The sequence below is a fragment of the Paracoccus sp. (in: a-proteobacteria) genome (assembly GCF_030536915.1).
Classification (GTDB): Bacteria; Pseudomonadota; Alphaproteobacteria; order Rhodobacterales; family Rhodobacteraceae; genus Paracoccus.
Window position 1 is genome coordinate 11,591 of record NZ_JAUNPC010000010.1, and the last position, 24,347, is coordinate 35,937.

Genomic DNA, 24,347 nt, shown 5'->3' on the forward strand with positions numbered 1-24,347 from the left:
GGAACCTCTCAGGTCTTGACGGCGAACCGCCGTTCCAGCCGCATCGTCAGGCGCGCGATCGGATAGCAGTAGGCCAGGAAAAGCAGCAGGGCGAAGCCGTAGAAGGGCATCAGAAGCTCGGGATAGTTGCCCTCGGCCTCCATCGCCTGGCGGGTCAGGCTGATGACCTCGTTCACCCCCAGCAGCGAGGCCAGCGGCGTGGACATGGTCATGATCGCATACCAGTTCATCCACGGCGGCAGCATCCGCTTGACGCATTGCGGCAGGATGATCTGCCAGATGGTCTGCCGGCGGGTGAAGCCCAGCGATTCCGCGCCCTCCCACTGGGCGGTGGGCACCGACTGGATGGCGCCGCGCACGACCTCGGCGATGTTGGCGGACACCGGCAGGGCAAGGCCGATCACCACCTTGATCCAGCCGGGCAGGGGGATCGTCATGCCGAACGCCTGCACCTGGAACGGCAGCCCCAGCAGGATGATGAACAGCAGGACCAGCCATGGCACGTTGCGGAAGAAGGTCACATAGGCCTGCACGATGCCCCGCAGCAGGCGGTTGCGCGAGATGAGGCCCAAGCCGGCCAGCGCCCCCACCGCGGTTCCCAGCGCCATCGCCAGAACCGAGATCAGCACGTTGAACAGGAACCCCTGCGTGAACAGGAAGGGCGCCCAGCGGATCACGGCCTCGAAGGCCGAGGCGGCGTCGCGGCCGGACTGCGCCATGACCGCGAGGGGAAACAGCGCGGCTGCCGCCAGCAGCCAAGCCGCGGGGATCGAGGCCAGCCAGCGCAGCATGAAGAAGTCGTCGTAAGCCGGGCCGCGGGGGCTGAAGGGCAGCAGCACCGGCAGCACGCCCCTGACCGGCGCCATCGGAACGGGGGTCTTACGCGCCATAGCCGGGAATCCTCATCCTGCGTTCCCATGTGCCCATGCCGGCCGAGACGATGCCGACCAGGCCCAGGTAGAGCACCAGCATCAGCAGCATCGTCGGGTTCTGCGCGGACGGATAGTCGTTCCAGATCGACACCGACTGGTAGAGCAGTTCCGGCACCGCGATCGCATAGGCCTGGTTCGTGGTCTTGACGAGATTGACCAGGTTCGCGGTCAGCGCCGGCATCGAGATGCGCAGCGCAAGCGGAAACACGACGTTGTTGTAGGTCATCAGCCGGGACATCCCCAGCGATTCCGCCGCCTCGCGGGTGGAATCGGGAACCGCCTCGATGCCGGCGCGGAAGATCTCGATGTTGAAGGCGCCGGCGAAGAAGGACAGCGAGATGATGGCCCAGCCCACGTTCGAGATGATCGGCACCTCGGTCCAGCCGTCGGGGCTGTAGCTGGGGGTGAGCTGGCCCAGCGCGAAATAGAAGAACAGCAACTGGATCAGCGGCGGCGTGTTGCGGAAGAACTGCACATAACCCGCCACGATCCCGCGCAGGAGGCGGCTTTTCGCCCCCTGCGCCCAGGCACCCACGATGCCGATGATGACCGAAAAGATCAGGCAGGCCATGCTGAGCTTGATCGTCATCCACAGGCCGGACAGCACCCGCGCCATCTGGCGCTCGTCATGCAGCCAGATGAAGTTCCAGTGCGGCGACGACGCGGCCAGTTCGCGGAAGAACTCCTGCATCCCTTCGATCATCGGGTCCCGGCCTTACTGCGCCGCGGGGGCGACCGGATCGCCGTAGCGCGCGTGCATCTCGGCCAGGAAGGGGCTGGGGGTGACGCCCCATTTCTTTTCCAGCTCGACCAGCGTGCCGTCGCGGTGCCACTGGTACTGCAGGCCCGAGACGATCTGGCCCAGGACGCAGCTTTCCTCTTCCTTGGCGACGGCCATGCCCCAGGGGGAATAATCCTCGACCGGCAGCGAGATCTCGAAGTCGTCCCAGCCGCCCGCCGCGTAGTCGGCGTTGATGGTGGTGTCGTCGTAAACGAAGGCCACGCATTTCTTGTCGCGCAGCGCCTGCTTGCCCTCGGCCGCGTTGCCGAAGGCGGCGATGGTGACGCCGTAGTCCTGCTCGATCTTCTGCAGGTAGAACGACCCCTGCACGCCGCAGATCGGCTTGCCGCGCAGGTCTTCCCACGAGGTCATCGCCAGCGCCTTCGGCGTCATCGCGGCGGTGCCCGAGGCGTAATAGTTCGGCCCCTTGATGCCGACCATCTCGCGCCGGTCGGGGGTGTCGGTCATGGTGGCGATCATCAGGTCCGTCTGGCCCTGCTGCAGGAACTGCATCCGGTTCGAGGCGATCACCGGCACCAGTTCCAGTCCCACGCCCAGCGTGTCGGCGACCTTCTGGGCGAGGTCGATTTCCAGCCCGATGATCGAGCCGTCGGTGTCGCGATAGCCCCAGGGCTTGTAGTCGGCCTTGACGCCGACGATCAGCTTGCCGCGGTCCTGGATGCGCTTCAGTCCCGCGTTGGTGCAGGCCTCGGCGGCCGCAGCCAGCGGCGCCAGGGCAACCGTGCTCGCCAGAATGGCGGTCAGTGCGTTTTTCATGGATTCACCTCCCTGTGAATGCCGGAAGGTGCTATCACGCCCCCGTTCAGGAGTATGAGAGACAAAAATCTTGCCCCCGCAGGGCAAGTTTTCGTCTTGCCCGTGGAAAGACCGAAGGATGCGACGACCACCGGATCGCCCGATTGACCGGACAAGGCGGCCCAGTCTGTCCCCGCCCGCACTGTCCCGGCGCGGGGTCGTGGCGGGCCTTGTGGCGGCGGCACTGGCCGCGCCGCATGTCGCGGCGGCATCCTCGCGCGAATGGTCGATGATCGCGATGGAGCATTTTCCGCCCTACAACCACCTGAAGGGGGACGAGTTGGTCGGCCTCGACATCGACATCCTGACCGAGGCGGCGCGCGACCTGGGCATAACGATGCGGATGCTGCCGCTGCCTTGGCAGCGGGCGATCCTGTCCTTCGAGACCGGCGCCGGGGACGGGCTGTTCCAGTTGACGCCGACGCCCCGGCGCATCCGCCACTGGCACATGACGGGGCCGATGCGGATGACGCGGCTGGTCTTCATGGTTCCGGCCGGATCGGGTCTGGCCGACATCCGCGGCCTCACCGGGCTGTCCGGGCAGGTCGTGGGAACGGTGAACGGCTTCACCTATGGCGCGGCCTTCGACGAGGCGGGCGGCTTCGTCCGCGAAGGCTCGATGGACGACGAGACCAGCCTGCGCAAGCTGTTGCTCGGCCGCGCCACCGTGATCTTGGGGGGCGAGGCCAACCTAGTTCATGCGGCCGACAGGCTGGGGGTGCGGGACCGGGTGCGCATCCTGCCGACACCGCTTGCGCAACAGCCGCGCTATGCCGCCTTCCGCCGCGATCCCGCCGGGGCTGCGAAAGCCGCGCTTCTGGGGATGGTCCTGCGGCAGATGACGGACGATGGCCGGGTGGACCGCATCCTGCGGCGGCACCGGCCGGAATGAGCGTGCCCCGGCGCAGCAGCGGCGGCATCGCGCGAAAGATCGCGCTGGCCAGCATCATCATCAGCGCCGCATCAGGCATCGGGCTGGGCGGGATCAGCGCTTATGGCGATTTCCGCCGCAGCTTCGCCTCGGCGATCGAGAACTCGGAACGCCTGCTGCGCGCCGCGCTGCCGCAACTGGAAAGCGCCTACTGGGACCTGGACCTCGTGGCCACGCAGACGACGCTGGACCGGCTGGCCGAGGCGCCGCTGGTCCATTCCCTGTCCCTGCGGGATCTCGTCTTTGCGCCCGAAGACCTTCGGGCGGTGAACATCGGCCCGCTTGCGGTGCAATCCGACCTGGCCGCGGAACCCCGCTCGGCGCTGGGCCGGCTGGTGCCGCGGGACTGGCTTTCGGGGCGGCTGGAATTCGATCTCTCGGCCCCGCGCGCGCCCGAGCCGATCGCCCGGCTGAACGTCGATCTGTCCTTTGCCGGGCTTTACGACGAGCTGGGCCGTCGCGCGATCAGCGTCGTCGCGGTCACGGTCCTGCAGGCGCTGCTGATCGCGGGCATCCTGTTCGTGCTGATCCGCAGCCTCGTCATCCGCCCGCTGAACGCGTTGAGCCGGGCGGCGCGGACGCAGCGCGAGGGCGGGGGCTTCCGCCTGACCGGCAGGGCGGCCGGGCTGCTGTCCGAGGGACGCGACGACGAGATCGCGAGCCTCGCCCGCGACTTCACCCTGACCGTGACAAGGATGGAGCGTTACCGCGACAACCTGCGCGACGAGGTGGACCAGCGCACCGCCGAACTGGTGCTGGCCCGCAACGACGCGCTGGCGGCGTCCCGTGCAAAATCGGCCTTTCTGGCGAACATGAGCCATGAATTGCGCACGCCCCTGAACGCAATCACCGGCCTCTCGGAACTGCTGCTGGCCGAACGGCTTCCCTCGGCGGCGCAGCGCCATGTGTCGGACATGCGCAGCGCCGCCCGACAACTGCTGGGCAGCATCGACACGGTGCTGGACCTGTCCAAGCTGGAAGCCGGGCGCATGGTGTTCGAGCATGTCCCCTTCGCCCCCGAAGAGGTGTTCGACGAGGTGCTGTCCCAGACGCGGGTGCTGATCGGCGCCAAGCCCGTCGTGCTGGAAGGCGACATCGCCCGCGACGTGCCCGCCCGCGTGCTCGGCGATCCGCAGCGGGTGATGCAGGTGCTGCTGAACCTGACCAGCAATGCGGTGAAGTTCACGCAGTCCGGCCGTATCCGGCTGCGCATCTGCCGGCGCGGGCAGTGGCTGCGCCTTGTCGTCATGGACACCGGCCCCGGCATCGCGCCCGAGCAACAGGAGGCGATCTTCGCGCCCTTCACCCAGGGGGACGAATCGACCTCGCGCCGGGTGTCCGGGACCGGGCTTGGGCTGTCCATCGCGCGACAGATGGCCGAGGGGATGGGGGGCACGCTGCGCCTGCGCAGCCGCCCCGACCGCGGCAGCCTGTTCGTGCTGGACCTGCCGCTCGGGGAAGACGCGCCGGCAACCCCGCCGGACCCCCTTCCGCGCCCGCGGCTGGACCTGCCCGAGGGGCGGGCGCGGCGGCGGATGGCGCATCTGCTGCACCGCTCGGCCCCGGGGGACGAGCATGAGGGGCTGACCCTGGGTCTTGCGCCCGAGGGCCGCCACTTGCTTCTGACCGGCCCCTCCGGCGCCTCGGAAACCCTGCCAATGGCCCTGACCCATCGCGAGTTGCGCGCCGCGATACGGAAGGTCCTTTCGGCCGGCGCAGAACCTGCGGCGTCCGAGGCGCTGCCCGGCCTGCGCGAACGGCGCATCCTGCTGATCGAGGACCAGCAGATCAACCGCGCCGTGACCGAGGCGCTGCTGGCCCGTGCGGGTGCAAGGGTGACGGCGGCGGCGGATGCGGGGCAGGCGCTGGAGATGCTGGCCGATGCCCGGCCCGACCTGATCCTGACCGACCTGCACATGCCGGGGCTGGACGGCTTTGCCACCCTGCGCGAGCTTCGCGCCCGAGGCCTAGCCGATACGCCCGTGGTCGCCTCCAGCGCCGATGTCTCGACCGCGACCCGCGAGGCCTGCGCCGCGGCGGGCTTTGCCGGGTTCGTGGCAAAGCCCCTGATCGGCAGGACCCTGTTCACCACCCTCTCCGACGTGCTGAACCGCGCGCAGCCGCCGCTCGACCGCGAGGTGCTGGCGCGCAACGCTGGCGGCGACGGGACGCTTGCGGAAAAGTGGCTCGCGATGCTGCCCGCCGAGATCGCGGGCTGGCGGCGGATGCTGCGCGGCGCCGTTCCCGCCACCGAGGCGCTGCATGCGATCCGGGGCGCCGCGATCCAGCTTGGCGCGTCCGAACTGCACGCCGTCTGCGCCGAGGTTCCGCCCGATCCCGCCCGCGCGCTGGCGGCGCTGGACCGGCTGGAGGCCGCGCTTGGCGGCCAGCCCAGTCAGCCCGCCGCCCCGCCCGCGCCGCCGCCATCGCTGGCGCTGCTGGACGACTGCCTCGGCGCGCTGCGCCGGCACGAGATGGCGGGCTTCGACCTGCTGGCGGAACTGGCACCCGCCTTTCCCGCACCCCGCGCGGCGGAACTGCGCGCCGCCGCCGCCCGGCTGGATTTCCGCGCCGCCGCGGCGCTGCTTGAGGATGCCTAGCCGCCGTAGTCCGAGATCTTGCGCCCGATCGCGGCCAGCAGCGCCTCGGCCCGCTCAAGCCGGTCCGCGCGGCGCGCCAGCAGGTCCTCGAGCGCGGCGGTGGTGTAGCGCAGGTCCAGTTGCGCGCCGATCCGGGCCAGCAGCACCGCCGGGGCGGTGCCCCGCGCGATGTAGTCGCAGGCGCCTGCTGCGAAGCCTTCGGTCTCGTCCTGCGGCGCGTCGAGGCTGGTCAGGAAGATCACCGGCATCCGCGAATGCTGCGGGTCCACCTTGATCCGCCGGCAAAGCGCGTATCCCGCCATCTCGGGCATGTGGACGTCCAGCATCGCCAGGTCGGCCCGCCCGCCCGCCGCCAGCCAGTCAAGCGCATCGCTGGCGCTGGTATGGGCGATCACGTCATAGCGGCCGCGCAGGATGTCGTGCAGCCGCTGGATGTTCGCGGGCATGTCGTCCACGACCAGGATGCGCGCCCGTTCCGTCCCCGCCTCGTCCTCGGCAGCGGGCGCGCGGGTCCCATCCCCCGCGCCCTCCTCCTGCGTGCCGCCGATCATCTGCGACGCCCGCGCAAGGCTTTCGAGGCTGGCCGAGACCGCCTCGTAATACGGGCGGCTCCAGTCCCGCAGGGTGGTCGCATTGGCGTTGCGCTGGAACAGCGACAGGCCGAGATGGGTTTCCAGCGCCCTGATCTGGCGGCTGACGGCCTCGCGCGTGACGTTCAGCTCGCGCGCGGCTTCGGAGAAGCTGCCCAGCCGGGCCGCTGCCTCGAAGGCGACAATGCTGGTCAGGGGCGGAAGATTTCGCTTGAGTGACGTCATGGGCCTGATCCTGCGAGGATGCTTCTGAAGCAACCCGCCACCCTTATCCCGGGCGGCAGCCGCCTGCACCCTCTGCGCCGTCCTGCATCACGCCGCGCCCAGCAGGGCCGCCAGGACAGGCGCCGAGGCGATGTCGCCGAAGATGTCCACGGCCCCCTTGCCGTCGATCAGCAGGACCACGTCGAGGCTGCCCAGCCGGGTCTGGACCACGGAACCGGGCGGGGCGGACCCCCGCCGCAGGTCGACCGAGGTCATCCAGTCGCGCCAATCCCGGCCTTCCAGCCGCAGCCATGCCCAGCTTTCGTCGCGATAGCCATCGAAGACGCCGCGCAGTCCGGGCAGGATGCCCGGAATGGCGGCCATGTCGGGCACCCCGGTCTGCGGGAAATCGCGCGGGGCGGTCGGGGTTGCGGTCATCTCAAATCTCCTGGCGCTTGTTGTCAGGGTCATGGAGGGCAGGACCGACCACGGTGGCCTGCACCTCGGCCCCGGCGCGGTCGCGCAGGGTGATCCAGGCGCCGGGCCGGTTGTCGTCAGGGTGGGCATGGGCCATGGCAATCATCTTCCCCAGCCCCGGCGAGACCGCGATCGAGGTCACGAAGCCCGCAGGCTCACCCCTGCGCAGCACCAGGCAGGATTCGCCCAAGGCCGTCCCCCCGCTCGGGCGCAAGCTCGGAGCGGACAAGCGCGCGCCGCAGTCCCAGCCTGCGCCGCTTCTCGACCGCAGGCTTGCCAATGTAGCTGGGCTTCTTCTTCGACAGCGCCCAGTCTATCCCCAGTTCATTTGGGGAACTCAGCGCGTCGGTATCCTGGCCGATGATGATGTGCCCCTTTTTCAGCCGCAGGATGCGCGAGGCCTCCAGCTCGTAGGGGTTCAGCCCATGCGGCGCGCCGGCCTGCAGCAGCGCGTTCCACAGGGTCAGCGCATGGGACCGGGGCGTGTGCAGCTCATAGCTCAGTTCGGCGGTGAAGCCGATTCGCATGACCCGCACCGGGCAGCCCGCAAGATGGCCCCGGCGACCTTCGAGATAGGGGAAAGCATCCGCGGCTAGGTCGATGTCGCCCTCCAGCGCCTGCAGCGCCAGCCGGGCCAAGGGGCCGGTCACGTTGATCGCGGCAAAGGCCCCGGTGACGTTCTGGACGTCCACCTTCATCCGCCACTGGGCGTTGAGCAGGCTCATCCCGGAAAACACCCTGTCCACCGCGCCGGTGGTGGCGGTGACGTAGAACTCCTCTGGCGCCATGCGCCAAGCCACGCCGTCGTCGATGACCGAGCCCATGTCGTTCAGCATCAGGCAGTAAGGGACCCGGCCCACGGGCTGGTTTTGATGCGCCATGGTGCAGTTGCGGTCGAGGAATGCGCCCGCGTCCGTGCCGCGCAACGCCAGCTTGCCCAGCGTCGAGACGTCCAGCATCCCCACGCCCTCGCTGCGGACCTCGGCGGCGACCGCGTCGGGCGAGGGGCCATAGTAGAGCGCACGCCACCAGATCCCCGCCGGGATCATCTTCGCGCTTGCCGCGCGGTGCCATGCGTCCATCGGCGTCAGCCGGTCATGGCGGTGCCGGGGGCCGGTGAACAGGCCCAGCTTTTCCGGCCCGAAGGAGGGGCGAGAGGTGGTGACGCCGATCTGCGCCACGCTGCGGCCGGTGGCCTCTGCCACGATCTTCGCCGTCGCCAGCGCCGAATGGCGACCCTGCGACGGCCCCATGCCGACGGTGGAATAGCGCTTGACCAGCTCAAGCTCGGCATAGCCGTCGGCGACGGCGTTCACGATGTCCTTGACCTGAAGGTCCTCGTCGAAGTCGACGAAGTCGCGGCCCTGCCTGTGCGCGGAAGGCACGGGAGAGGTGCGGTGACAGCCGGCTTCGGCATCGGGCGGGGGGGCGGCATGTCGGCCGCCAGTCCCAGCGCCCGCGCCGCCCTGCAGCCGGCGATCTCGCCGCTGCGGATCACGCTGTCCAGCCCGTAGACCCCTGCGACCGATCCGGCAAGGTGCATCGGGGCCGGAAGGCCCGTCAGCGAAAAGCCCTGGCTTTCCTCGTCAAAGCCCAGCTTCGTCCCGGCATGCAGCGGAAGCTGGCAGCCGGGGGGGAGGTCCCTGCGTCGATCACGGCAAGGTCGCAGTCCAGCGTCTCATGCCCTGACGCGGTTTCGACGCGCAGCGATCTCACGCGGCGGTTGCCGCGGGTCCCCTGCGCCGCGGCGATCGCTGCGCCCTGCAGGATGCGCAGGCCATGGGCGCGCAACTCGGCCACCAAGGCCTCGGGCAGTCAGGCCGCCGGCGGGATCGGCACGGCGCCGACGGCAACCCCCGCATCTGCCAGGTCCAGCGCCGCCGCCGCCCCGTGCGGCGTCCCGGCAAAGACCATAGCGCGGCTGCCGGGGGCGGACCCGGTAATGCCGCAGCATCCGCTGGAGAGCCGAGGCCGTCACGATGCCGGGCAGGTCGTTGTTGCGGAAGACCAGCGGCTGGTCCTGCGTGCCCGCCGCGACGATCACCTGCGCGGCGCGGACGCGGCAAAGCAGGTCACCCTGAAGCACCGGGATGAAGTTGTCCGCGAATCAGCCGTTGCAGGTCGCCCGCATGGCAGCCATAGGTCAGCGCCCCGCCGGTTTCAGGCTCGAAATCAACCAGGACGACCTCGGCCCCAGCCTGCGCCGCCCGGCAGGCCGCCGCCATGCCCGCCGGTCCGGCGCCCACCCCCAGAACGTCGCAATGAAGGTTCCGCTTGCGGTAATCCGCCCGGGGGCAGGGCCGTGTCGATGCAGCCCAGGCCCGCCGACCTGCGGATCAGCGGTTCCCAGTAACGTAGCCAGTCGGTCTTCCGCGGGCCGAAGAAGCTGCGGTAATAAAAGCCCACCGGCATGAAGCGGTCCAGCCGGTCCAGCGCGCTGTTCAGGTCGCGGTCAGCGCCGTGGGTCGTGTTCTGGGCCGTCACCGACAGCCCCGCCGACAATGGATGGCGGTCGGCCGGTACTCGAACATGTCGCGCATACCGTTCATCCGGCAGGTCAGGTGTTTCATCACGAATCCCTCACTGGCTGGCCGCCGTCGCGCCCATCTCGTTCAGCAGGGCGAACCTGTCGAAGCGATCCAGCGCGAAGGAGGCGATGATGTCGGGCACGCGGGGGCTTCGGCCGGCCCCTGTTCCATCGCCGGGCAAGCGGGCTGGACCTGAGTTCCACCGGACAGGCGTTCCTGCCGGGGATCATGCAGGCGCTGGACATCGCCGAGGCGGCAACCCGCGGCCTGACCGGACGCAGGCTGCACCAGACGCTGACGGTTTCCGCGCCGATCTCGTTCCTGAACTTGTGGCTCGGCCCGCGCCTGCCCGGCTTCCTTGCGCAGCATCGCGGGATTGCGCTGCAGTTGAACAGCTCGATCTGGACCGATCCGAACAGCGGGCTTGCCGACCTGAGCTTCGGCGTCATGGACCCGGCCTAGCTGCCGTCCGGGGCGGTCGTCTTGGCGCGGGAATTGCTGGTGCTGGTCGGCAGGCCGCAGCACGCGGGCGCGGCTGATGCCGATGAACTGCCGTAGATCGAGGTGCAGGGGCGGCATTCGCTGTGAGACCTGTGGTGTCACGGCATGGGCCGCGAGCGCCGTCCCCGGCTGCCGTCCATCCGCGTGGACAACGCGCTGTTGGCGGTCGAACTCGCCGCCGCGGGGGCGGGCGTGACGGTGATCTGCCGGACCTATGCGGAACGGCCACTGGCCGAGGGGCGGCTGGCCGCGCCGCTGGGCGCGGGCGTCCCGGCCCCGCTTGTCCTCGGGATGAGCCGGAACCCGTACTGCAGGGAAACCGCCGCGGTCTGCGATTTCATGGCTTGGGTGTCAGTCCGTTTTCCCGCTGTCGAGGGTCAGGTCACTGACCCGCGAAAGGGCGGATGACTGGCCGGGAAAAGCCCGCATGATGCGCTTCCCGGTCAAGTGGTCGTGATCCACGGCTGGCCGGTCCGGCCGCCTACCTGACGGCCGCCATCAACTGGATCTCGACCGGGGCGCCGCCGGGCAGCGAGGCGACGCCCACCGCCGCGCGGCTGCAGATGCCCGCATCGCCAAGCTCTTGCCGCAGGAAGGCAGAGGCGTGGTCCGCCAGGCGGGAATGGGCGGTGAAGCCGGGTTCCGCGGCGATATAGACCGTCATCGACAGGATGGCGTCCAGTTCCTCGCCCGGCTGCAGCATGCTTCGCGCCGCGGTCAGGGCGTTGCTGCAGGCCAGGACTACGGCATCGCGATGGTCCTCGACAGGCGCGTCGCTGCGGACCGGCCCCTGACAGGCCAGCCTGCCGTCGATCCGCGGGGTCATCCCCGCGGTGACGATCAGCTTGCCGCTGCGCCGGGCGGGGACGTATTCGCCCTGCGGAACCGGGGCGCCGTGGGCGGGCGCGGCGATCACGCGCGATACCGGTCCACGAGCGCGGCGATCCGTTCGACCGCCGCGACCGCCGCCGCGTGGTCCTGCGAAAAGTTCAGCCGGACTGAGCCGGAGGTGTGGGGGCTGAACTCGGTGCCGGGCGTGACGATCACATGGCCCTGCAGCCGCAGCGCCTTGACGAACTCGGCAGGCCGGATCGCCAGCGCGGGCAGGCCGGGGAACAGGTAGCTGCCCGCCTGCGGCACCCGCACCGAACAGCCGGGGATGTCCCGGAACAGCGCCACCAGGTCGTCGCGGATCGCCTGATGGCGGCGGATGCGCTCGGCCATCCAGCCCTCGGGCTCGTTGAACCAGGTCCGCAGCACGGCCTGGGCATAGCCCGCCGCCCGCAGCGAGACGATCGCCTGCAGCTTTTCCATCCGCGCGATGATGTCCGCGGGACCGAAGGCCACGCCCAGCCGGTAGCCGCTGAGGGATTCCGTCTTGGACGGCCCCATGATGGTGACAACGTTTTCCGCGACCGGGTGCGCCCGCAGGTGGGTGTAACTCGCGCCCTCGTAAAGCAGGCGGGAATAAAGCTGGTCCACGATCACGGTCGCCCCGTAGCGGGCGGCCAGCGCGGCGATGCGGTCGATCTCTGCGGCCGAATAGACGACGCCCGCGGGGTTGTTCGGGTTCGAGAACAGGAACAGCCTGGCCCCGTCCCTGAAGGCCGCTTCCAGTTCGTCAAGGTTCAGCCCGGCCTCGTGTTCGGCCGCGCCTGAATAGGCGATCTGGACGGGCACCATCTCGCCCTCGAAGAACTCGACCAGCTTGCGGTTGGCGAAATAATCGGGCTGCACGATGGCGACCTTGTCGCCCCGCGTGACGGTCGAGGCCACCGCCAGGAACAGCGCCCCCTGGGTGCCGGGGGTGATGATGAGCCCGTTCGCCGCATCGACCGGGGCGCCGGTGAAATCCGCCAGCCGGGCGGCCAGCGCGTCCCTGATGTCCGACCGGCCGCGATATTCGGTATAGGCCTGCGCGCCGCCTTCCTCGACGCCCGCCGCAAAGGCCTGAAAGGCGCCGGGGGTGGGTTCGTGCGCATCGACGTCGCCATGCGAGAAATCGACAAGGGGGCCGTCCAGCGGCTCGCCCCGCAGGAAATCCGCCTCGCAGGACTGGCGCACCTCTTGGCCGGGGGCATTGTCGGTCGCGAGTTTGAGGAACTTGTCCTGGATGGTCATCTGCGGTCTCCGGAGCCTGTGTCGGGGTGACATATAGCGGCGCAGCAGACACAAGGGAAACTTGCTTTCCTGTCTTCAGACCGCAGGAAAACCGATGGACATCAGGTTCCTGGAAACCTTCATCACCGTCGTCGATCGCCGAGGCGGCGCGGCGCCTGAACCGCACCCCCGCCGCGCCGGTCCCGCGCCTGTGCGCGCTGGAACAGGACTTGGGCCATCCCCTTGTCATGCGCTCGGGCCGGACCATCCAGCCCACGGCCGAGTGGCTGGCGATCCTGCGTCACGCCCGCGCGCTGGTCGAAGGGGCGCGCGACCTGCGCGCGCTTGCCGCGCAGGATGTGCCCACTTGGCAGTTGCGGCTGGGGGCGACGGCGACCGCGCTGACCGGGCTGCTGCCCTCGATCCTCATGGACCTCGGCGCGGGTTATCCGGCCTTGAATGTTACGTGCAGCCGGGGTCCTCGGCCGACCTTTCTCATCGCGTGCTGAGGGGCGATTTGGGCGCCGCGATCATCGTGCGCCCGCAATTCGCCCTGTCCAAGAGGGTCGGCTGGCTGACGGTCCGGGACGAGCCTTTGGTCTTCATCACCCCGCAGGACGCCGCCGAGGAGGGCCCGCATCTGGCGATCGGACAGGCGCGCTTCATCCGCTGCGACCGCAACCAGTGGGGCGCGCAGCTCGTGGACAGGTATCTGCGCGATCACGGCCTGACGGTGCGGGAATGGCTTGAACTGGACACCCTGGATGCCATCGCCGCTTCGGTGGGCAAGGGGCTGGGGTCGCCATCGTGCCCGACTGAGCGCCCCCCTGGGCCGAGGGACTGCGAATACGCAAAAGGCTGCTGCCCGGCGGCTGCATGCGTTACACCGGCATCATCTGGCGCCTTTCATGGGCGGGTCAGGCGGCGATCGGCGCCTTTGTCCGCGCCTGCGGCCGGGCAGGGCGCATCGGCTCTGCAGGCGGTGTGCAGACGGACGATGCAGACATGTCGCGGGCTGCTTGCCCGCCGGGCAGGCGCGGGATGCGCTGCGGTCGGGCCTTCCGGTGCGGGCTCCGATGTCGGGGCAGGGCGCCCCGTCGCGCCCTGCCGGGCAGGAAGGGGATGAACAGAAGGGCCGCGTAGACTCCCCGGCAGACGAAAAGGGCGCGGAGTCTCCCCCGCGCCCCCTTGTTATCAGAGTAGAGGAACTCAGCCCTCGCCCATGCCCTCGGCGGGCTGGGGCGCGGCACCCGCGCGGGCCTTTTCCTCGATCCGGCGGCCGATCTCGGCGTCGATCGACTTCCAGTAATCGAAGGCGCGGCTTAGCACCGGCTCGCGGACGCCGCCCGCCAGGCTGCCGGCAACGGTGTTCACCAAGGCCTCGCGCTCGGCGTCGTTGAAGACCTCGCGCACCATGATGCCCGGCTGGGTGAAGTCGTCGTCACCGGGCCGCAGGGTATAGGCGCTGCGGACCATGTCGCCGTCGGCCTGCCAGCCGTTGTCCACCGCGCCGGTCTCGTCCGACCACGGGCGGCCTTCGCTGTTGGGCGCATAGGTCGCCGCCGAACCCGAATGCAGATAGGGCATCGGGCCGTCGAACTGGTAGGTGTTCACCGGCACCTTCGGCTGGTTCACCGGAAGCTGGTGGAAGTTCGCGCCGATCCGGTTCCGCTGCGCGTCGTTATAGGCGAAGGCGCGGCCCTGCAGCATCTTGTCGGGCGAAAGCCCGATGCCCGGCACGGTGTTGCCCGGCGAGAAGGCCGCCTGCTCGATCTGGGCGTGGAAGTTTTCCGGGTTCCGGTTCAGCGTCATGACGCCGACCGGGATCAGCGGGTAATCCCCGTGCGGCCAGACCTTTGTCAGGTCGAAGGGGTTGATGCGGTAGGTCTTGCCCTCCTCGTAGGGCATGATCTGCACCGACAGGTCCCACTGGGGGAACTCGCCACGCTGGATCGCGTCGAACAGGTCGCGGCGGTGGAAGTCGGCGTCATGGCCCGACATCTGCGAGGCTTCCTCGTCGGAAAAGAACTTCATCCCCTGGCGGGTGTGGAAGTGGTATTTCACCCAGAAGCGGTCGCCCGCCTCGTTCACCCACATGTAGGTGTGCGAGCCGTAGCCGTTCATGTTGCGCCAGGTGCGCGGCAGGCCCCGCGGACCCATCAGGTAGGTCACCTGATGCGCGCTTTCCGGGTTCAGCGTCCAGAAGTCCCACTGCATGTGGTTGTCGCGCAGCCCGCTGGCCGCCAGCCGCCGCTGGCTGCGGATGAAATGCGGGAACTTCATCGGGTCGCGGACGAAGAAGACCGGGGTGTTGTTGCCCACGAGGTCATAGTTGCCCTCGGAGGTGTAGAACTTGAGGCTGAAGCCGCGGACGTCGCGCCAGGTGTCGGGGCTGCCCTGCTCGCCGGCGACGGTGGAAAACCGGGCCAGCATCTCGGTCTGCGCGCCCTTCTGGAACAACGCGGCCTTGGTGTATTTCGATACGTCCTCGGTCGTCTCGAAGGTGCCGAAGGCGCCCGAGCCCTTGGCATGGGGCAGGCGCTCGATCGTCTTCTCGCGGTTAAAATGCGCCATCTGTTCCAGGAAATGCACGTCGTGCAGGACCAGGGGGCCGTCCGCGCCGACCGTCAGGCTGTGGCGGTCGCTGACGGCGGGCGCGCCCGTGGACATGGTCGAGGGGAACTTACCGCGCTGGGTGTCGTCGGACATCTCGTCTTCTTCCTTCTTTCGTTTGGCAATTCGGCTCTGCCACAGCAGATAGTTGAAAAGTTGCGCGATTGCGAGGTTGGAGGCCCGGAAGGCGGCCATGCGCGGCACGATCAACCCGCCGTGGCCACGGGGTCCCTCGGCCGGCAACCGCAGGCCGCAAGGACCTCTTCGCCTTGATGCGCGGCAATGTTTACGATTTCGCTCGGAGGAGCAAGCCGGCCCGGCGGGGAAAGACCCGGTCGGGCCGCTGCGTCACCTTGCGCGGACCTGCCGCAGCGTCGATGGCCAAGGGGTGCGCCATGCCAGTGTGCCTGATCGTTGCAGAGAGAATGGACGCCCGCCCGGCCAATGGTTGCGGTCCGGGGACGACGAAGCAGTCTGCGCCGAGGGCGCGAGGGGCAAGAGGCGCAACGTTCCCGCGCGGCATCGCCGGGCTGGGATCGGTCGCGGAGGTCGGATATTCCAGATCATGGGCATGCGGATCATCGCCAAGGATTGCGCGGCCCGGACAGGGGGCAGCCTCTTCTGCGTGGCGAAAGACTGCTGCAGCAGGCGTCCCTGCCGCCCTGCCAGGTTCGGGAATTGCCGGCTCGTCGGGGCATGGGCTCAGCAATAACGGCATTCGGTCGGACAAGCGCCTGATCGACTTGCGAACTTGCCCGCCTTTCCTGCGGTCACTGAGGCGGACAGCCGAGGGATGCCCCGCTTGTCAGAATGTGGGTGATGATGCGGGCCTGCCGGAACATGGCCGCAGCAAGGGCGCCATGCGGCTGGGCAGCCGCCTGATCGGCTGATGAAACTGCTTGCTCTTCCTGCGGGCAAGGGTTCAGGCGGCAGGGGGACTGTCTGCTGCTTGGTCACGGATCAGGCGACACCTGTCCGCTGAGGCACCAGCCGCGGCAACTGGGGCACTCGGCAAGGCGATTGCCTCATGGGCTGGTGGGACTGCCTGCCTTCCCGCTGGGAAGACAGGCGGCCGACTGGACCGGATATCCGGTCGGCCGCCGTTTGTCAGGCGAAGAACTGCGCCCCGTTGGCGCTGATGGTCGAGCCCGAGATGAAGCCAGCATCGTCAGAGGCAAGGAAGACGACGCAGCGGGCAATTTCCTCGGGCTCACCCAGGCGGCCGACGGGGATCTGGGGGATGATGCGCTCGTTCAACACCTTTTCGTCGATGGCGCGCACCATCTCGGTCCCGATATAGCCGGGCGCCACCACGTTGACGGTGATGCCGGCGCGGGCGCCTTCCTGCGCCAAGGCGCGGGTGAAGCCGATGTCGCCCGCCTTGGCTGCCGAATAGTTCGCCTGTCCCGCCTGGCCCTTCTGTCCGTTCACCGAACTGATGTTGACGATGCGGCCGAACTTGCGGTCGCGCATTCCGTTCCAGACCCCGTGGGTCATGTTGAACACGCCGGTCAGGTTGGTGTCGATGACCTCTTTCCACTGCTGGGGGGTCATCTTGTGGAACATCGAGTCGCGGGTGATGCCGGCATTGTTCACCAGAACGTCCACCGGGCCGATCTCGGATTCGACCTGCTTGATGCCCTCGGCGCAGGCGTCATAGTCGGCGACCGACCACTTGAACGTCCTGATGCCGGTTTCCTCGGTAAAGGCCTTTGCGGCCTCGTCGTTGCCGGCATAGTTGGCCGCGACCTCGTAGCCCGCATCCTTGAGCGCCTTCGAGATTGCCGCGCCGATCCCGCGCGAACCCCCTGTAACCAAAGCGACCTTTGCCATCATCCCCTCCAACTTGGCGTGAAATCCTCTTTCGTCCAAGGGGTATGAGAGGAAATAATGTTACGCAAGGCCTTGGTGGAAGTTTTGCCAAAAGCCTCAGCGCTGCGCCGCCGCATTCGGCGCGCGCCAAGGCGGAGAGATCGTCGGCGCCCCGAAATAGAAGCCCTGCAGGCAGTCGATCCCCAGCCCGATCAGGAAGGCCGCGTCATCGGCGGTTTCCACCTGCTCGGCCACGGTGAACATGTCGAAATGCGCGGCGATCGACATCAGCGCGCGGGTCAGCACCTGGTTGTCGGGATGCTCGGCGATCTCGCGGATGAACTGGCCGTCGATCTTGATGAGATCGAAGGAAAAATCCCGCAGGTAGCGGAACGAGGTGTATCCGGCCCCGAAGTCGTCCAGCGCAAAGCAGACCCCGGCCTGCTGCAATTCGCGCATGAACTGGCGGACCTGGTCGGGCAGGCCCATGGCCGAGCTTTCGGTGATTTCCAGAATCAGCCGCTCGGCCACGGTCGAATCCTGCGCGATGCCTTGGCGCAGGGTCCGCAGCCAGTCGGGATAGCCGATGGACCGCGCCGACATGTTGATGGAGAGCCGCAGCCCCGGTTCCTCGGACAGTGAGCGCAGGCCCAGCGCCAGCGCGAGGCAGTCGATCTGCCGCCCCAGTTCGCCCAGTTCCGCCAGCGGCATGAAGTCGCGCAGGGGCACGATCCGGCCGGTTTCGTCGATGATGCGGATCAGCCCCTCGTGGAAGGCGGGCCGGTCGGTGCGGCTGGCCTGCACGATGGGCTGGAAGGCCAGCACCCCGTCGCCCCGTTCGACGGCACGGCGCACCGTCGCCATGGTCAGCCGCGACTGGTGATCGACCGCGAAATCCAGCGGAGAGGCATGGCCCGCAGGCGTCCCGTCTTGATTCTCGAATCGCATCGCTGTCCCCTTGTCCTCGAAGCGACTGTGACAAGGATGAGCGAACAAATCGTAAATGCCAGCCGGCTTCTGGCAAGAAGATTAACGGGTTAATCCGCCAGCATCTGGTCCACCAGCGCCAGCGCGGCGGGCGATGACCAGTCGGCGTCCCCGCTCATCCTGGCGACTTCGCGCCCCTCGGCGTCGATCAGCACCGTCACCGGCATCGCCATGACCCCGAAGGCGCGGGCCAGCGCCATCTGGGGATCGGTCAGCGTCGGCAGGTCCGTCACGCCCGATTCCTCGAAGAAGCGGTGGATCGCCGCGGCGGTGTTGCGGCCCGAGGCGACGGTGAGGACCTCGAAATCCTCGCCGCCCTTCGCTTTCTGCAGCGCGTCCAGCGCGGGCATCTCCTCGCGGCAGGGGGCGCACCATGTGGCCCAGAAGTTCAGCAGCACGACCTTGCCCTGCCAGTCGGCCAGCCGGTGCGTGCCGCCGTCCAGATCGGTGAACTCGATTTCCGGGACAGGGGCGATTTCGGACTCGATCAGCTTGGGCAGGCCCGCGTCGCGCGCGGCCTGCCAGTCAACCGGCCCCGCGACCGCCGCGTTTGCAGCGATTAGCAGCGACGTATAAAGGGCGAGGGAACGCAACATGTGACCTCCGACAGGACCGATCCGATGACCGACACGCCCGAACATCCCACGGCCAACACCATGTGGGGCGGGCGCTTCGCCGCGGGTCCCGATGCCATCATGGAGGCGATCAACGCCTCGATCGGCTTCGACCGGCGGCTCTACGCCCAGGATATCCGGGGCAGCCGGGCCCATGCGGCGATGCTGGCAGCAACGGGCATCATCAGCCCTAGCGATGCCGAGGCGATCCGGAAAGGGCTGCTCACCGTCTTGTCAGAGATCGAGGGCGGGCAGTTCCAGTTCCAAACGGCGCTGGAAGACATCCACATGAACGTGGAGGCGCGGCTGAAGGAACTGATCGGGGAACCGGCGGGCCGGCTGCACACGGCGCGAAGCCGCAACGACCAGGTGGCGACGGACTTCCGCCTGTGGGTGCGCGACCAGTGCGACGCGGCGGTTCAGGGCCTGCGGGCGCTGATCCGGGTGCTGGTGGATCAGGCCGAGGCGGGGGCGGATTGGGTGATGCCGGGCTTCACCCATCTGCAGGTGGCGCAGCCGGTCACATGGGGGCATCACATGATGGCCTATGTGGAAATGCTGGGCCGCGACATCGGGCGGTTCACCGACGCGCGGGCGCGGATGAACGAATCGCCGCTGGGGTCCGCCGCGCTGGCGGGGACGGGGTTCCCCATCGACCGGCACGCGACAGCCGAGGCGCTGGGCTTCGACCGGCCCACGGCGAACAGCCTCGATGCCGTCAGCGACCGCGACTTCGCGCTGGAGTTCCTGAGCGCCGCCGTGATCTGCGCCACCCACCTGAGCCGGCTGGCCGAGGAACTGGTGATCTGGTCCTCGGCCCAGTTCCGTTTCGTTTCCATGTCCGACCGCTGGTCCACGGGGTCCAGCATCATGCCCCAGAAGCGCAACCCGGATGCGGCGGAGCTGATCCGCGCCAAGATCGGCCGCATCCTGGGGGCAACAGTCGCGCTGTTCACGGTGATGAAGGGCCTGCCCTTGGCCTATTCCAAGGACATGCAGGAGGACAAGGAGCAGGTCTTCGACGCCGCCGACACCCTGATGCTGGCCTTGGCTGCGATGACCGGCATGATGTCCGACCTGACCGTGAACCGTGACCGGCTTGAGGCTGCGGCCTCCTCGGGCTTTTCCACCGCCACCGACCTTGCCGACTGGCTGGTGCGCGAGGCCGGCTTGCCCTTCCGCGACGCCCATCACGTGACCGGCGCTCTGGTCGCTGCGGCCGAGGCGCGGGGCGTCGATCTGCCGGAACTGACGCTGGAGGAGATGCAGGCCGTCAGTCCGGCGATCACATCTGCCGTGTTCGGCGTTTTGGGCGTTCACAACTCGGTTTCCTCGCGGCAATCCTACGGGGGAACCGCGCCCGATCAGGTGCGCGCCCAGGTTGCCCGCTGGCGCAAGGTGATGGAGGAATGGTGAAGGGACTCGCATTCGCCGCCGCACTGGCCCTCGCGGGCTGCGGCGTGGACGGCCCGCCCGAGGCGCCGCGCGCCGGACCCGCACCGGGCGTGAGCATTTCGGGCGACGCCACCATGGGCGTCGTCTTCACGCCCTGACCATCCAGCCGGGCAGGGGGTCGCCCTTGCCCGGCCTGCCATCCGCGACACGCCGGAACGGCGGCGCGGCTTTTCCCAAGCGGGCGCAAGACCCGCGCAACGAGCAGACGAGGCAAGACATGATCGCACGACTGACGATGATCGCCCTGGCGATGGCGGCCCTTTCGGCTTGCGCCGGCTCGGGCGGGTCCGGCCGGGACGACGGCGAGGTGATGATCCAGCAGGGCACCTACACCTACAACCCGAACCAGCGCCACGCCCCGGTGTCGCTGTCGGGCGCCGACCTGATCGGACTGGAACCGACCTGACCGCAGCCTGTCGCCGCGCACGATTGCGTGCGGCTCGCCCGAGCGGCGTCCCGCACCATCGCGCAGCCTTTGCAAAGGCGTCCATGCTGGCGCAATATCGTGACCTCGGGGATCACGACATGGAACGGCATGGACCACTTCAACACCAAGGATGGCGCGCTGCACGCCGAAGACGTGCCGCTGGCCGAGATCGCGCGCGCGGTCGGCACCCCGGTCTATGTCTATTCCACCGCCACCCTGACGCGGCATTTCAACCTGTTCCGCGAGGCTTTGGCCTGGACGGACCACCTGATCTGCTTCGCGGTCAAGGCGAACTCGAATCTCGCGGTGCTGAAGCTGCTGGGCGATCTGGGGGCCGGGATGGATGTCGTGTCGGGCGGTGAATACGCCCGCGCCCGCGCGGCGGGGGTGCCGGGCGAGCGCATCGTCTTTTCCGGCGTCGGCAAGACACGCGAGGAGATGGCGCAGGCCATCCGCGGCGGCATCCGCCAGTTCAACGTGGAAAGCGAGCCGGAACTGACGGCGCTGTCAGAGGTGGCGCAGTCGCTGGGCGCAACCGTCCCCATCGCCGTCAGGGTGAACCCGGACGTGGATGCGAAGACCCACGCCAAGATCGCCACCGGCAAGTCGGAAAACAAGTTTGGCATCCCGATCTCGCGGGCGCGCGAAGTCTATGCGCTGGCGGCCTCGCTGCCGGGGCTGCAGGTGGTCGGCATCGACATGCACATCGGCAGCCAGCTGACCGACCTCGACCCCTACCGGCAGGCATACACGAAGATGGCGGAACTCTGCCACGCGCTGCGGGCGGACGGGCACGAGATCACGCGGCTGGACTTGGGCGGCGGCCTGGGCATCCCCTATCGGCGCGACAATGCGGCGCCGCCGCTGCCTCTGGAATACGGGCAGGTGGTGCGGGAAACCGTGGGCGACCTCGGCTGCGAGATCGAGATCGAGCCGGGCCGCAACATCGCCGGCAACGCGGGGGTGCTGCTCTCCTCGGTCATCTGGCTGAAGCGGGGCGAGGGGCGGGACTTCCTGATCGTGGACGCAGCCATGAACGACCTGATCCGGCCCGCGATGTATGACGCGCATCACGACATCGTGCCGGTGCGGGAACGCGCGCCCGGCACCGATCTTGCGCCCGTGGACGTGGTCGGCCCGGTCTGCGAGACGGGGGACACCTTTGCCCGCGGGGTGCAACTGCCGCCGCTGGACCAGGGGGAACTGGTCGCCTTCCGCTCGGCCGGGGCTTACGGCGCGGTGATGGCTTCGGAATACAATTCGCGGCCGCTGGTGCCCGAGGTGCTGGTCTCGGGCGACCGCTTTGCCGTCATCCGGCCCCGTCCCACGATCGAGGAGATGCTGTCGCGGGACCGCATCCCCGCCTGGCTGTGACCCACCTGGCCCCCCAGAGCGACGCGCTACCCCCCGCCGCCCGGCGGGCCGTGGCGCTGACACTGGCGGGGATGTGGTGGGAACGGCTGGCCCGCGCCTTCTGGCTGCCGGCAACGCTGGCGATGCTGGCCGTGGCCGCGCTGGCGCTGGGGCTGGTGGCGGCGCTGCCGCCTGCCGCGCTGGGCTGGGTATCGGTCCTTTGGGCGCTGACCTTCCTCGCCGCGCTGCTGGCCGGGTGGATGCGCTTCCGTCGGCCCGCACGGGCCGAGGCGCTGGCGCGGGTGGACATGCGGATCGCGGGGCGTCCGCTTTCGGCGCTGGGTGACCGCATGGCGCTGGGCGGGCCGGGGGCCGAGGCGCTGTGGCGCGCCCATCTGGACGCCGCGCGCAAGGCCGCCGCCAAGGCCCGCCGCGCCACGCCCGACGCGGGGCTGCCGAGGCGCGATCCCTTTGCCCTGCGGCTGGTCGGGCTGACCGCGCTGGCGATGGCGCTGCTGTTCGGGGGCGCGGGTCCGGTCGGGCAGGGCTTGGGCGCCTTGGCCGCAAGCTGGGCGCCCAGCCCCCGCGGCCCGGACGAGCCGGTCGCGACCGGCCCCGCATGGGAGGGCTGGGCGGAACCCCCGCGCCACACCCGTCGCCCTACGATCTACCTCAACGCGCTCAAGGGCGACGCGCTGACGGTGCCCGAGGGCACGGTGCTGAGCTTCCGCCTTTACGGGCAGGGGCTGGCGGTCGAGCAGGGCGTGGGCGTCGCCGTCGAAAGTCCGCCCGACGCGCCGCGATTCACCGCTGAGGAGAACGGCATCGTCAGCGTGGGCGGGCGTAGTTTCACGCTGACCGTGGACCCCGACGACGCCCCTACCGTCCAGCTTGCGGCGCTGGCCGAGCGCCGGGCCGATGGCCGGATGGCGCAGGGATTTTCGGCCAGGGACGACCACGGCATCGCCTCGGGGCTGGCCGCGCTGGAACTCGACCTGCCTGCCGTGGACCGCCGCTTCGGCCTGACCCCCGACCCGGAACCGCGCGAAGCGCTGGTGCTGGACCTGCCGCTGCCCGCCGCCGGCCAGCGCCGCCAGGTCGAGGGCACGATCACCGCCGATCTTTCCCGCCACCCATGGGCGAACCTGCCGGTGCGCGTGCGTCTGTCGGTGCAGGACGGCATCGGCCAGTCCGCCGAGACCACCCCCACCGCGATGATCCTGCCGGGGCGGCGATTCTTCGACCCTCTGGCCGCCGGGCTGGTGGAAATGCGCCGCGACCTGCTGTGGTCGCGCGAGAACGCCGCCCGCTCCGCCCGGCTGCTGCGGGCGATGGTCTGGCGGCAGGACCGCTCCATGCCCGCGGAAGCTGCAGCCGCCATCGTGAACGCCGTGCAGACGCTGGAGGCCGGGTCGCTGTCGCCCGAGGTCCGCGACCAAGTGGCGGACTCGCTGTGGGACGCGGCGGTGCAGATCGAGGACGGCGGCCTGGGCGACGCCTTGGAGCGGATGCGGCAGGCGCAGGAGAGGCTGTCCGAGGCCATCCGCAACGGTGCCAGCCCCGACGAGATCCAGAAGCTGATGGGCGAGCTGAAGGCCGCGACCGACGACTATACCCGGATGCTGGCCGAACGCGGCGAGGACCCGGCCGCGCGCTTCGACCGGTCCGAACAGCAGGGGCAGGCGGTCACCGGCGACCAGATCCAGGCGATGATGGATGAAATACAGCGCCTGATGAACGAGGGCCGCATGGCCGAGGCGCAGGAACTGCTGGAACAGTTCAACCGCATGATGGAGAACCTTCAGGTCCGCGAGGGCCAGGGCGGCGGCGAGGGCAGCCCCGGCGGCCGCTCGATGGAGCAGTTGGGCGAGACCCTGCGCGAGCAGCAGCGGCTGGCCGACGAGGCCATGCGCGAGGCGCAGCGCGAGCCCTTCGGCCAGAATCCCTTCGGCCAGCAGCCGGGCGGGGGCGAGCAGCCGGGGCAGGGCCAGGGCCAGCAAGGCCAGCAGGGCGGCGGCCAGGGCGGCGAAGGTCAGGGGGGTCAGGGCTCGCTTGCCGAGCGCCAGCGCGGGCTGCGCGAGGATCTCGGGCGGCAGCAGGGGCTTCTGCCCGGTCAGGGCACGCCCGAGGGCGATGCCGCCCGCCGGCGGCTGGACGAAGCGGGCCGGGCCATGGAAGACGCCGAGCGCGCCTTGCGCGGGGGCGACCCGGCTGGCGCGATGGAAGGGCAGGCCGATGCCATCGAGGCGATGCGCGAAGGCATGCGGGCGCTGAGCGATCTTGCCCGCTCGCAGCAGGGCGAGCAGGGGCAGGCGCAAGACGGCCAGGGCAACCAGCCCGGCCAGCAGGGCCAGTCGCGGGCGGATGGCGGCGAAGGGTTCAGTGATCGCGCGACGCTGGACCCGCTGGGGCGCCAGACCCGCGGCCAAGGCAGCAACGTGACCACCGGCGAGCCGCTGGCCGAAGGCGAGCGGCAGGCCAATCGCGCCCGCGAACTGCAGGACGAGATCCGCCGCCGCAGCGGCGACCCCGACCGCCCCCGCGTGGAACGTGACTATCTGGGGCGGCTGCTGGACAGGTTCTGACCGGACGGCCGGAGGGGGCAGGGTGGCGCTTGAGCCGCCGG

Annotated in this window: 25 protein-coding genes and 1 pseudogene; 12 read left to right on the forward strand and 14 right to left on the reverse strand. The window is 69.3% G+C overall.

Going from position 1 to position 24,347, the window contains the following annotated elements; genetic code table 11:
• Positions 1 to 8 precede the first annotated feature (8 nt).
• The 3 genes from Q4F04_RS03335 to Q4F04_RS03345 are packed head-to-tail and all read right to left on the reverse strand — an operon-like array spanning position 9 to position 2,490.
• Entirely contained in the window at positions 9 to 890 is an 882-nt protein-coding gene (locus tag Q4F04_RS03335) for an amino acid ABC transporter permease (protein WP_303368410.1), read from the reverse strand.
• The gene (locus Q4F04_RS03340) at positions 880 to 1,635 is read right to left on the reverse strand and encodes an amino acid ABC transporter permease (RefSeq protein ID WP_303368411.1); all 756 of its coding nucleotides are present in this window, start codon (positions 1,633 to 1,635) and stop codon (positions 880 to 882) included. The genes Q4F04_RS03335 and Q4F04_RS03340 overlap by 11 nt, the downstream gene beginning before the upstream one ends.
• A 12-nt stretch (positions 1,636 to 1,647) precedes the next feature.
• The gene (locus Q4F04_RS03345) at positions 1,648 to 2,490 is read right to left on the reverse strand and encodes a transporter substrate-binding domain-containing protein (RefSeq protein ID WP_303368412.1); all 843 of its coding nucleotides are present in this window, start codon (positions 2,488 to 2,490) and stop codon (positions 1,648 to 1,650) included.
• 199 nt (positions 2,491 to 2,689) lie between these two features.
• Between Q4F04_RS03345 and Q4F04_RS03350 the strand changes: the two genes are divergently transcribed.
• Positions 2,690 to 3,421: an ABC transporter substrate-binding protein gene (locus Q4F04_RS03350; RefSeq protein ID WP_303368413.1), complete on the forward strand. Its 732-nt coding sequence runs from the start codon at positions 2,690 to 2,692 to the stop codon at positions 3,419 to 3,421.
• Positions 3,418 to 6,060, forward strand: coding sequence for an ATP-binding protein (locus Q4F04_RS03355; protein WP_303368414.1), 2,643 nt, complete (start codon positions 3,418 to 3,420; stop codon positions 6,058 to 6,060). Before Q4F04_RS03350 ends, Q4F04_RS03355 begins: the two co-directional genes overlap by 4 nt.
• On the opposite strand, the gene Q4F04_RS03360 is transcribed toward Q4F04_RS03355, so the two are convergent.
• The 5 genes from Q4F04_RS03360 to Q4F04_RS15995 form a co-directional block, all read right to left on the reverse strand.
• Positions 6,057 to 6,875: a response regulator gene (locus Q4F04_RS03360; RefSeq protein ID WP_303368415.1), complete on the reverse strand. Its 819-nt coding sequence runs from the start codon at positions 6,873 to 6,875 to the stop codon at positions 6,057 to 6,059. The two genes, Q4F04_RS03355 and Q4F04_RS03360, sit on opposite strands and share 4 nt — an antisense overlap.
• Positions 6,876 to 6,962: 87 nt before the next feature.
• Positions 6,963 to 7,292 carry a hypothetical protein gene (locus tag Q4F04_RS03365; RefSeq protein ID WP_303368416.1) on the reverse strand — a complete coding sequence of 110 codons (330 nt, stop codon included), beginning with the start codon at positions 7,290 to 7,292 and terminating at the stop codon, positions 6,963 to 6,965.
• Position 7,293: 1 nt separating this feature from the next.
• Positions 7,294 to 7,521, reverse strand: coding sequence for a glycine cleavage T C-terminal barrel domain-containing protein (locus tag Q4F04_RS03370; protein ID WP_303368417.1), 228 nt, complete (start codon positions 7,519 to 7,521; stop codon positions 7,294 to 7,296).
• Positions 7,487 to 8,716 carry a hypothetical protein gene (locus Q4F04_RS03375; RefSeq protein WP_303368418.1) on the reverse strand — a complete coding sequence of 410 codons (1,230 nt, stop codon included), beginning with the start codon at positions 8,714 to 8,716 and terminating at the stop codon, positions 7,487 to 7,489. The genes Q4F04_RS03370 and Q4F04_RS03375 overlap by 35 nt, the downstream gene beginning before the upstream one ends.
• Before the next feature lie 687 nt (positions 8,717 to 9,403).
• Positions 9,404 to 9,577, reverse strand: a complete 174-nt coding sequence (locus tag Q4F04_RS15995) for an FAD-dependent oxidoreductase (RefSeq protein ID WP_368660697.1) — start codon at positions 9,575 to 9,577, stop codon at positions 9,404 to 9,406.
• Between the two features lie 510 nt (positions 9,578 to 10,087).
• On the opposite strand from Q4F04_RS15995, the gene Q4F04_RS03380 reads away from it, so the two are divergent.
• Together Q4F04_RS03380 and Q4F04_RS03385 are read left to right on the forward strand one after the other, a co-directional pair.
• The gene (locus tag Q4F04_RS03380) at positions 10,088 to 10,321 is read left to right on the forward strand and encodes a hypothetical protein (protein WP_303368419.1); all 234 of its coding nucleotides are present in this window, start codon (positions 10,088 to 10,090) and stop codon (positions 10,319 to 10,321) included.
• Positions 10,322 to 10,465: 144 nt separating this feature from the next.
• Positions 10,466 to 10,768, forward strand: a complete 303-nt coding sequence (locus tag Q4F04_RS03385; protein ID WP_303368420.1) for a LysR substrate-binding domain-containing protein — start codon at positions 10,466 to 10,468, stop codon at positions 10,766 to 10,768.
• A 73-nt stretch (positions 10,769 to 10,841) separates the two neighbouring features.
• On the opposite strand, the gene Q4F04_RS03390 is transcribed toward Q4F04_RS03385, so the two are convergent.
• Entirely contained in the window at positions 10,842 to 11,276 is a 435-nt protein-coding gene (locus Q4F04_RS03390; RefSeq protein ID WP_303368421.1) for a RidA family protein, read from the reverse strand.
• On the reverse strand, positions 11,273 to 12,481 hold the full coding sequence (locus tag Q4F04_RS03395; RefSeq protein WP_303368422.1) for a pyridoxal phosphate-dependent aminotransferase: 1,209 nt from the start codon (positions 12,479 to 12,481) through the stop codon (positions 11,273 to 11,275). The genes Q4F04_RS03390 and Q4F04_RS03395 overlap by 4 nt, the downstream gene beginning before the upstream one ends.
• 26 nt (positions 12,482 to 12,507) lie before the next feature.
• Between Q4F04_RS03395 and Q4F04_RS03400 the strand changes: the two are divergent.
• The 3 genes and pseudogenes from Q4F04_RS03400 to Q4F04_RS03410 form a co-directional block, all read left to right on the forward strand.
• A pseudogene (locus Q4F04_RS03400) lies at positions 12,508 to 12,684 on the forward strand (hypothetical protein); the annotation flags it as partial.
• Between the two features lie 6 nt (positions 12,685 to 12,690).
• A complete protein-coding gene (locus tag Q4F04_RS03405) occupies positions 12,691 to 12,969 on the forward strand; it encodes a hypothetical protein (RefSeq protein WP_303368446.1) in 279 nt (92 codons plus the stop codon).
• Positions 12,963 to 13,586, forward strand: a complete 624-nt coding sequence (locus Q4F04_RS03410) for a LysR substrate-binding domain-containing protein (protein ID WP_303368444.1) — start codon at positions 12,963 to 12,965, stop codon at positions 13,584 to 13,586. Before Q4F04_RS03405 ends, Q4F04_RS03410 begins: the two co-directional genes overlap by 7 nt.
• Positions 13,587 to 13,669: 83 nt before the next feature.
• Here Q4F04_RS03410 and Q4F04_RS03415 read toward each other — a convergent pair whose 3' ends face one another.
• The 4 genes from Q4F04_RS03415 to Q4F04_RS03430 all read right to left on the reverse strand — a co-directional run bounded on the left by Q4F04_RS03415 (position 13,670) and on the right by Q4F04_RS03430 (position 18,468).
• Positions 13,670 to 15,169, reverse strand: a complete 1,500-nt coding sequence (locus Q4F04_RS03415) for a catalase (RefSeq protein WP_303368423.1) — start codon at positions 15,167 to 15,169, stop codon at positions 13,670 to 13,672.
• Positions 15,170 to 16,180: 1,011 nt separating this feature from the next.
• Positions 16,181 to 16,906 (reverse strand): acetoacetyl-CoA reductase, encoded by a 726-nt coding sequence (gene phbB, locus Q4F04_RS03420; RefSeq protein ID WP_303368424.1) that lies wholly within the window; start codon positions 16,904 to 16,906, stop codon positions 16,181 to 16,183.
• 96 nt (positions 16,907 to 17,002) lie between these two features.
• Positions 17,003 to 17,833 (reverse strand): EAL domain-containing protein, encoded by an 831-nt coding sequence (locus tag Q4F04_RS03425; RefSeq protein WP_303368425.1) that lies wholly within the window; start codon positions 17,831 to 17,833, stop codon positions 17,003 to 17,005.
• Between the two features lie 89 nt (positions 17,834 to 17,922).
• A complete protein-coding gene (locus Q4F04_RS03430; protein WP_303368426.1) occupies positions 17,923 to 18,468 on the reverse strand; it encodes a TlpA disulfide reductase family protein in 546 nt (181 codons plus the stop codon).
• A gap of 24 nt (positions 18,469 to 18,492) precedes the next feature.
• Between Q4F04_RS03430 and argH the strand changes: the two genes are divergently transcribed.
• The 5 genes from argH (at position 18,493) to Q4F04_RS03455 (ending at position 24,306) form a co-directional block, all read left to right on the forward strand.
• Positions 18,493 to 19,902, forward strand: a complete 1,410-nt coding sequence (argH, locus tag Q4F04_RS03435) for an argininosuccinate lyase (protein WP_303368427.1) — start codon at positions 18,493 to 18,495, stop codon at positions 19,900 to 19,902.
• Positions 19,896 to 20,039 carry a hypothetical protein gene (locus tag Q4F04_RS03440; protein WP_303368428.1) on the forward strand — a complete coding sequence of 48 codons (144 nt, stop codon included), beginning with the start codon at positions 19,896 to 19,898 and terminating at the stop codon, positions 20,037 to 20,039. The genes argH and Q4F04_RS03440 overlap by 7 nt, the downstream gene beginning before the upstream one ends.
• 119 nt (positions 20,040 to 20,158) lie before the next feature.
• Positions 20,159 to 20,347 (forward strand): hypothetical protein, encoded by a 189-nt coding sequence (locus Q4F04_RS03445; protein WP_303368429.1) that lies wholly within the window; start codon positions 20,159 to 20,161, stop codon positions 20,345 to 20,347.
• A 129-nt stretch (positions 20,348 to 20,476) separates the two neighbouring features.
• On the forward strand, positions 20,477 to 21,742 hold the full coding sequence (gene lysA / locus Q4F04_RS03450) for a diaminopimelate decarboxylase (RefSeq protein WP_303368430.1): 1,266 nt from the start codon (positions 20,477 to 20,479) through the stop codon (positions 21,740 to 21,742).
• Entirely contained in the window at positions 21,739 to 24,306 is a 2,568-nt protein-coding gene (locus Q4F04_RS03455; RefSeq protein WP_303368431.1) for a DUF4175 domain-containing protein, read from the forward strand. Before lysA ends, Q4F04_RS03455 begins: the two co-directional genes overlap by 4 nt.
• Positions 24,307 to 24,347 lie beyond the last annotated feature (41 nt).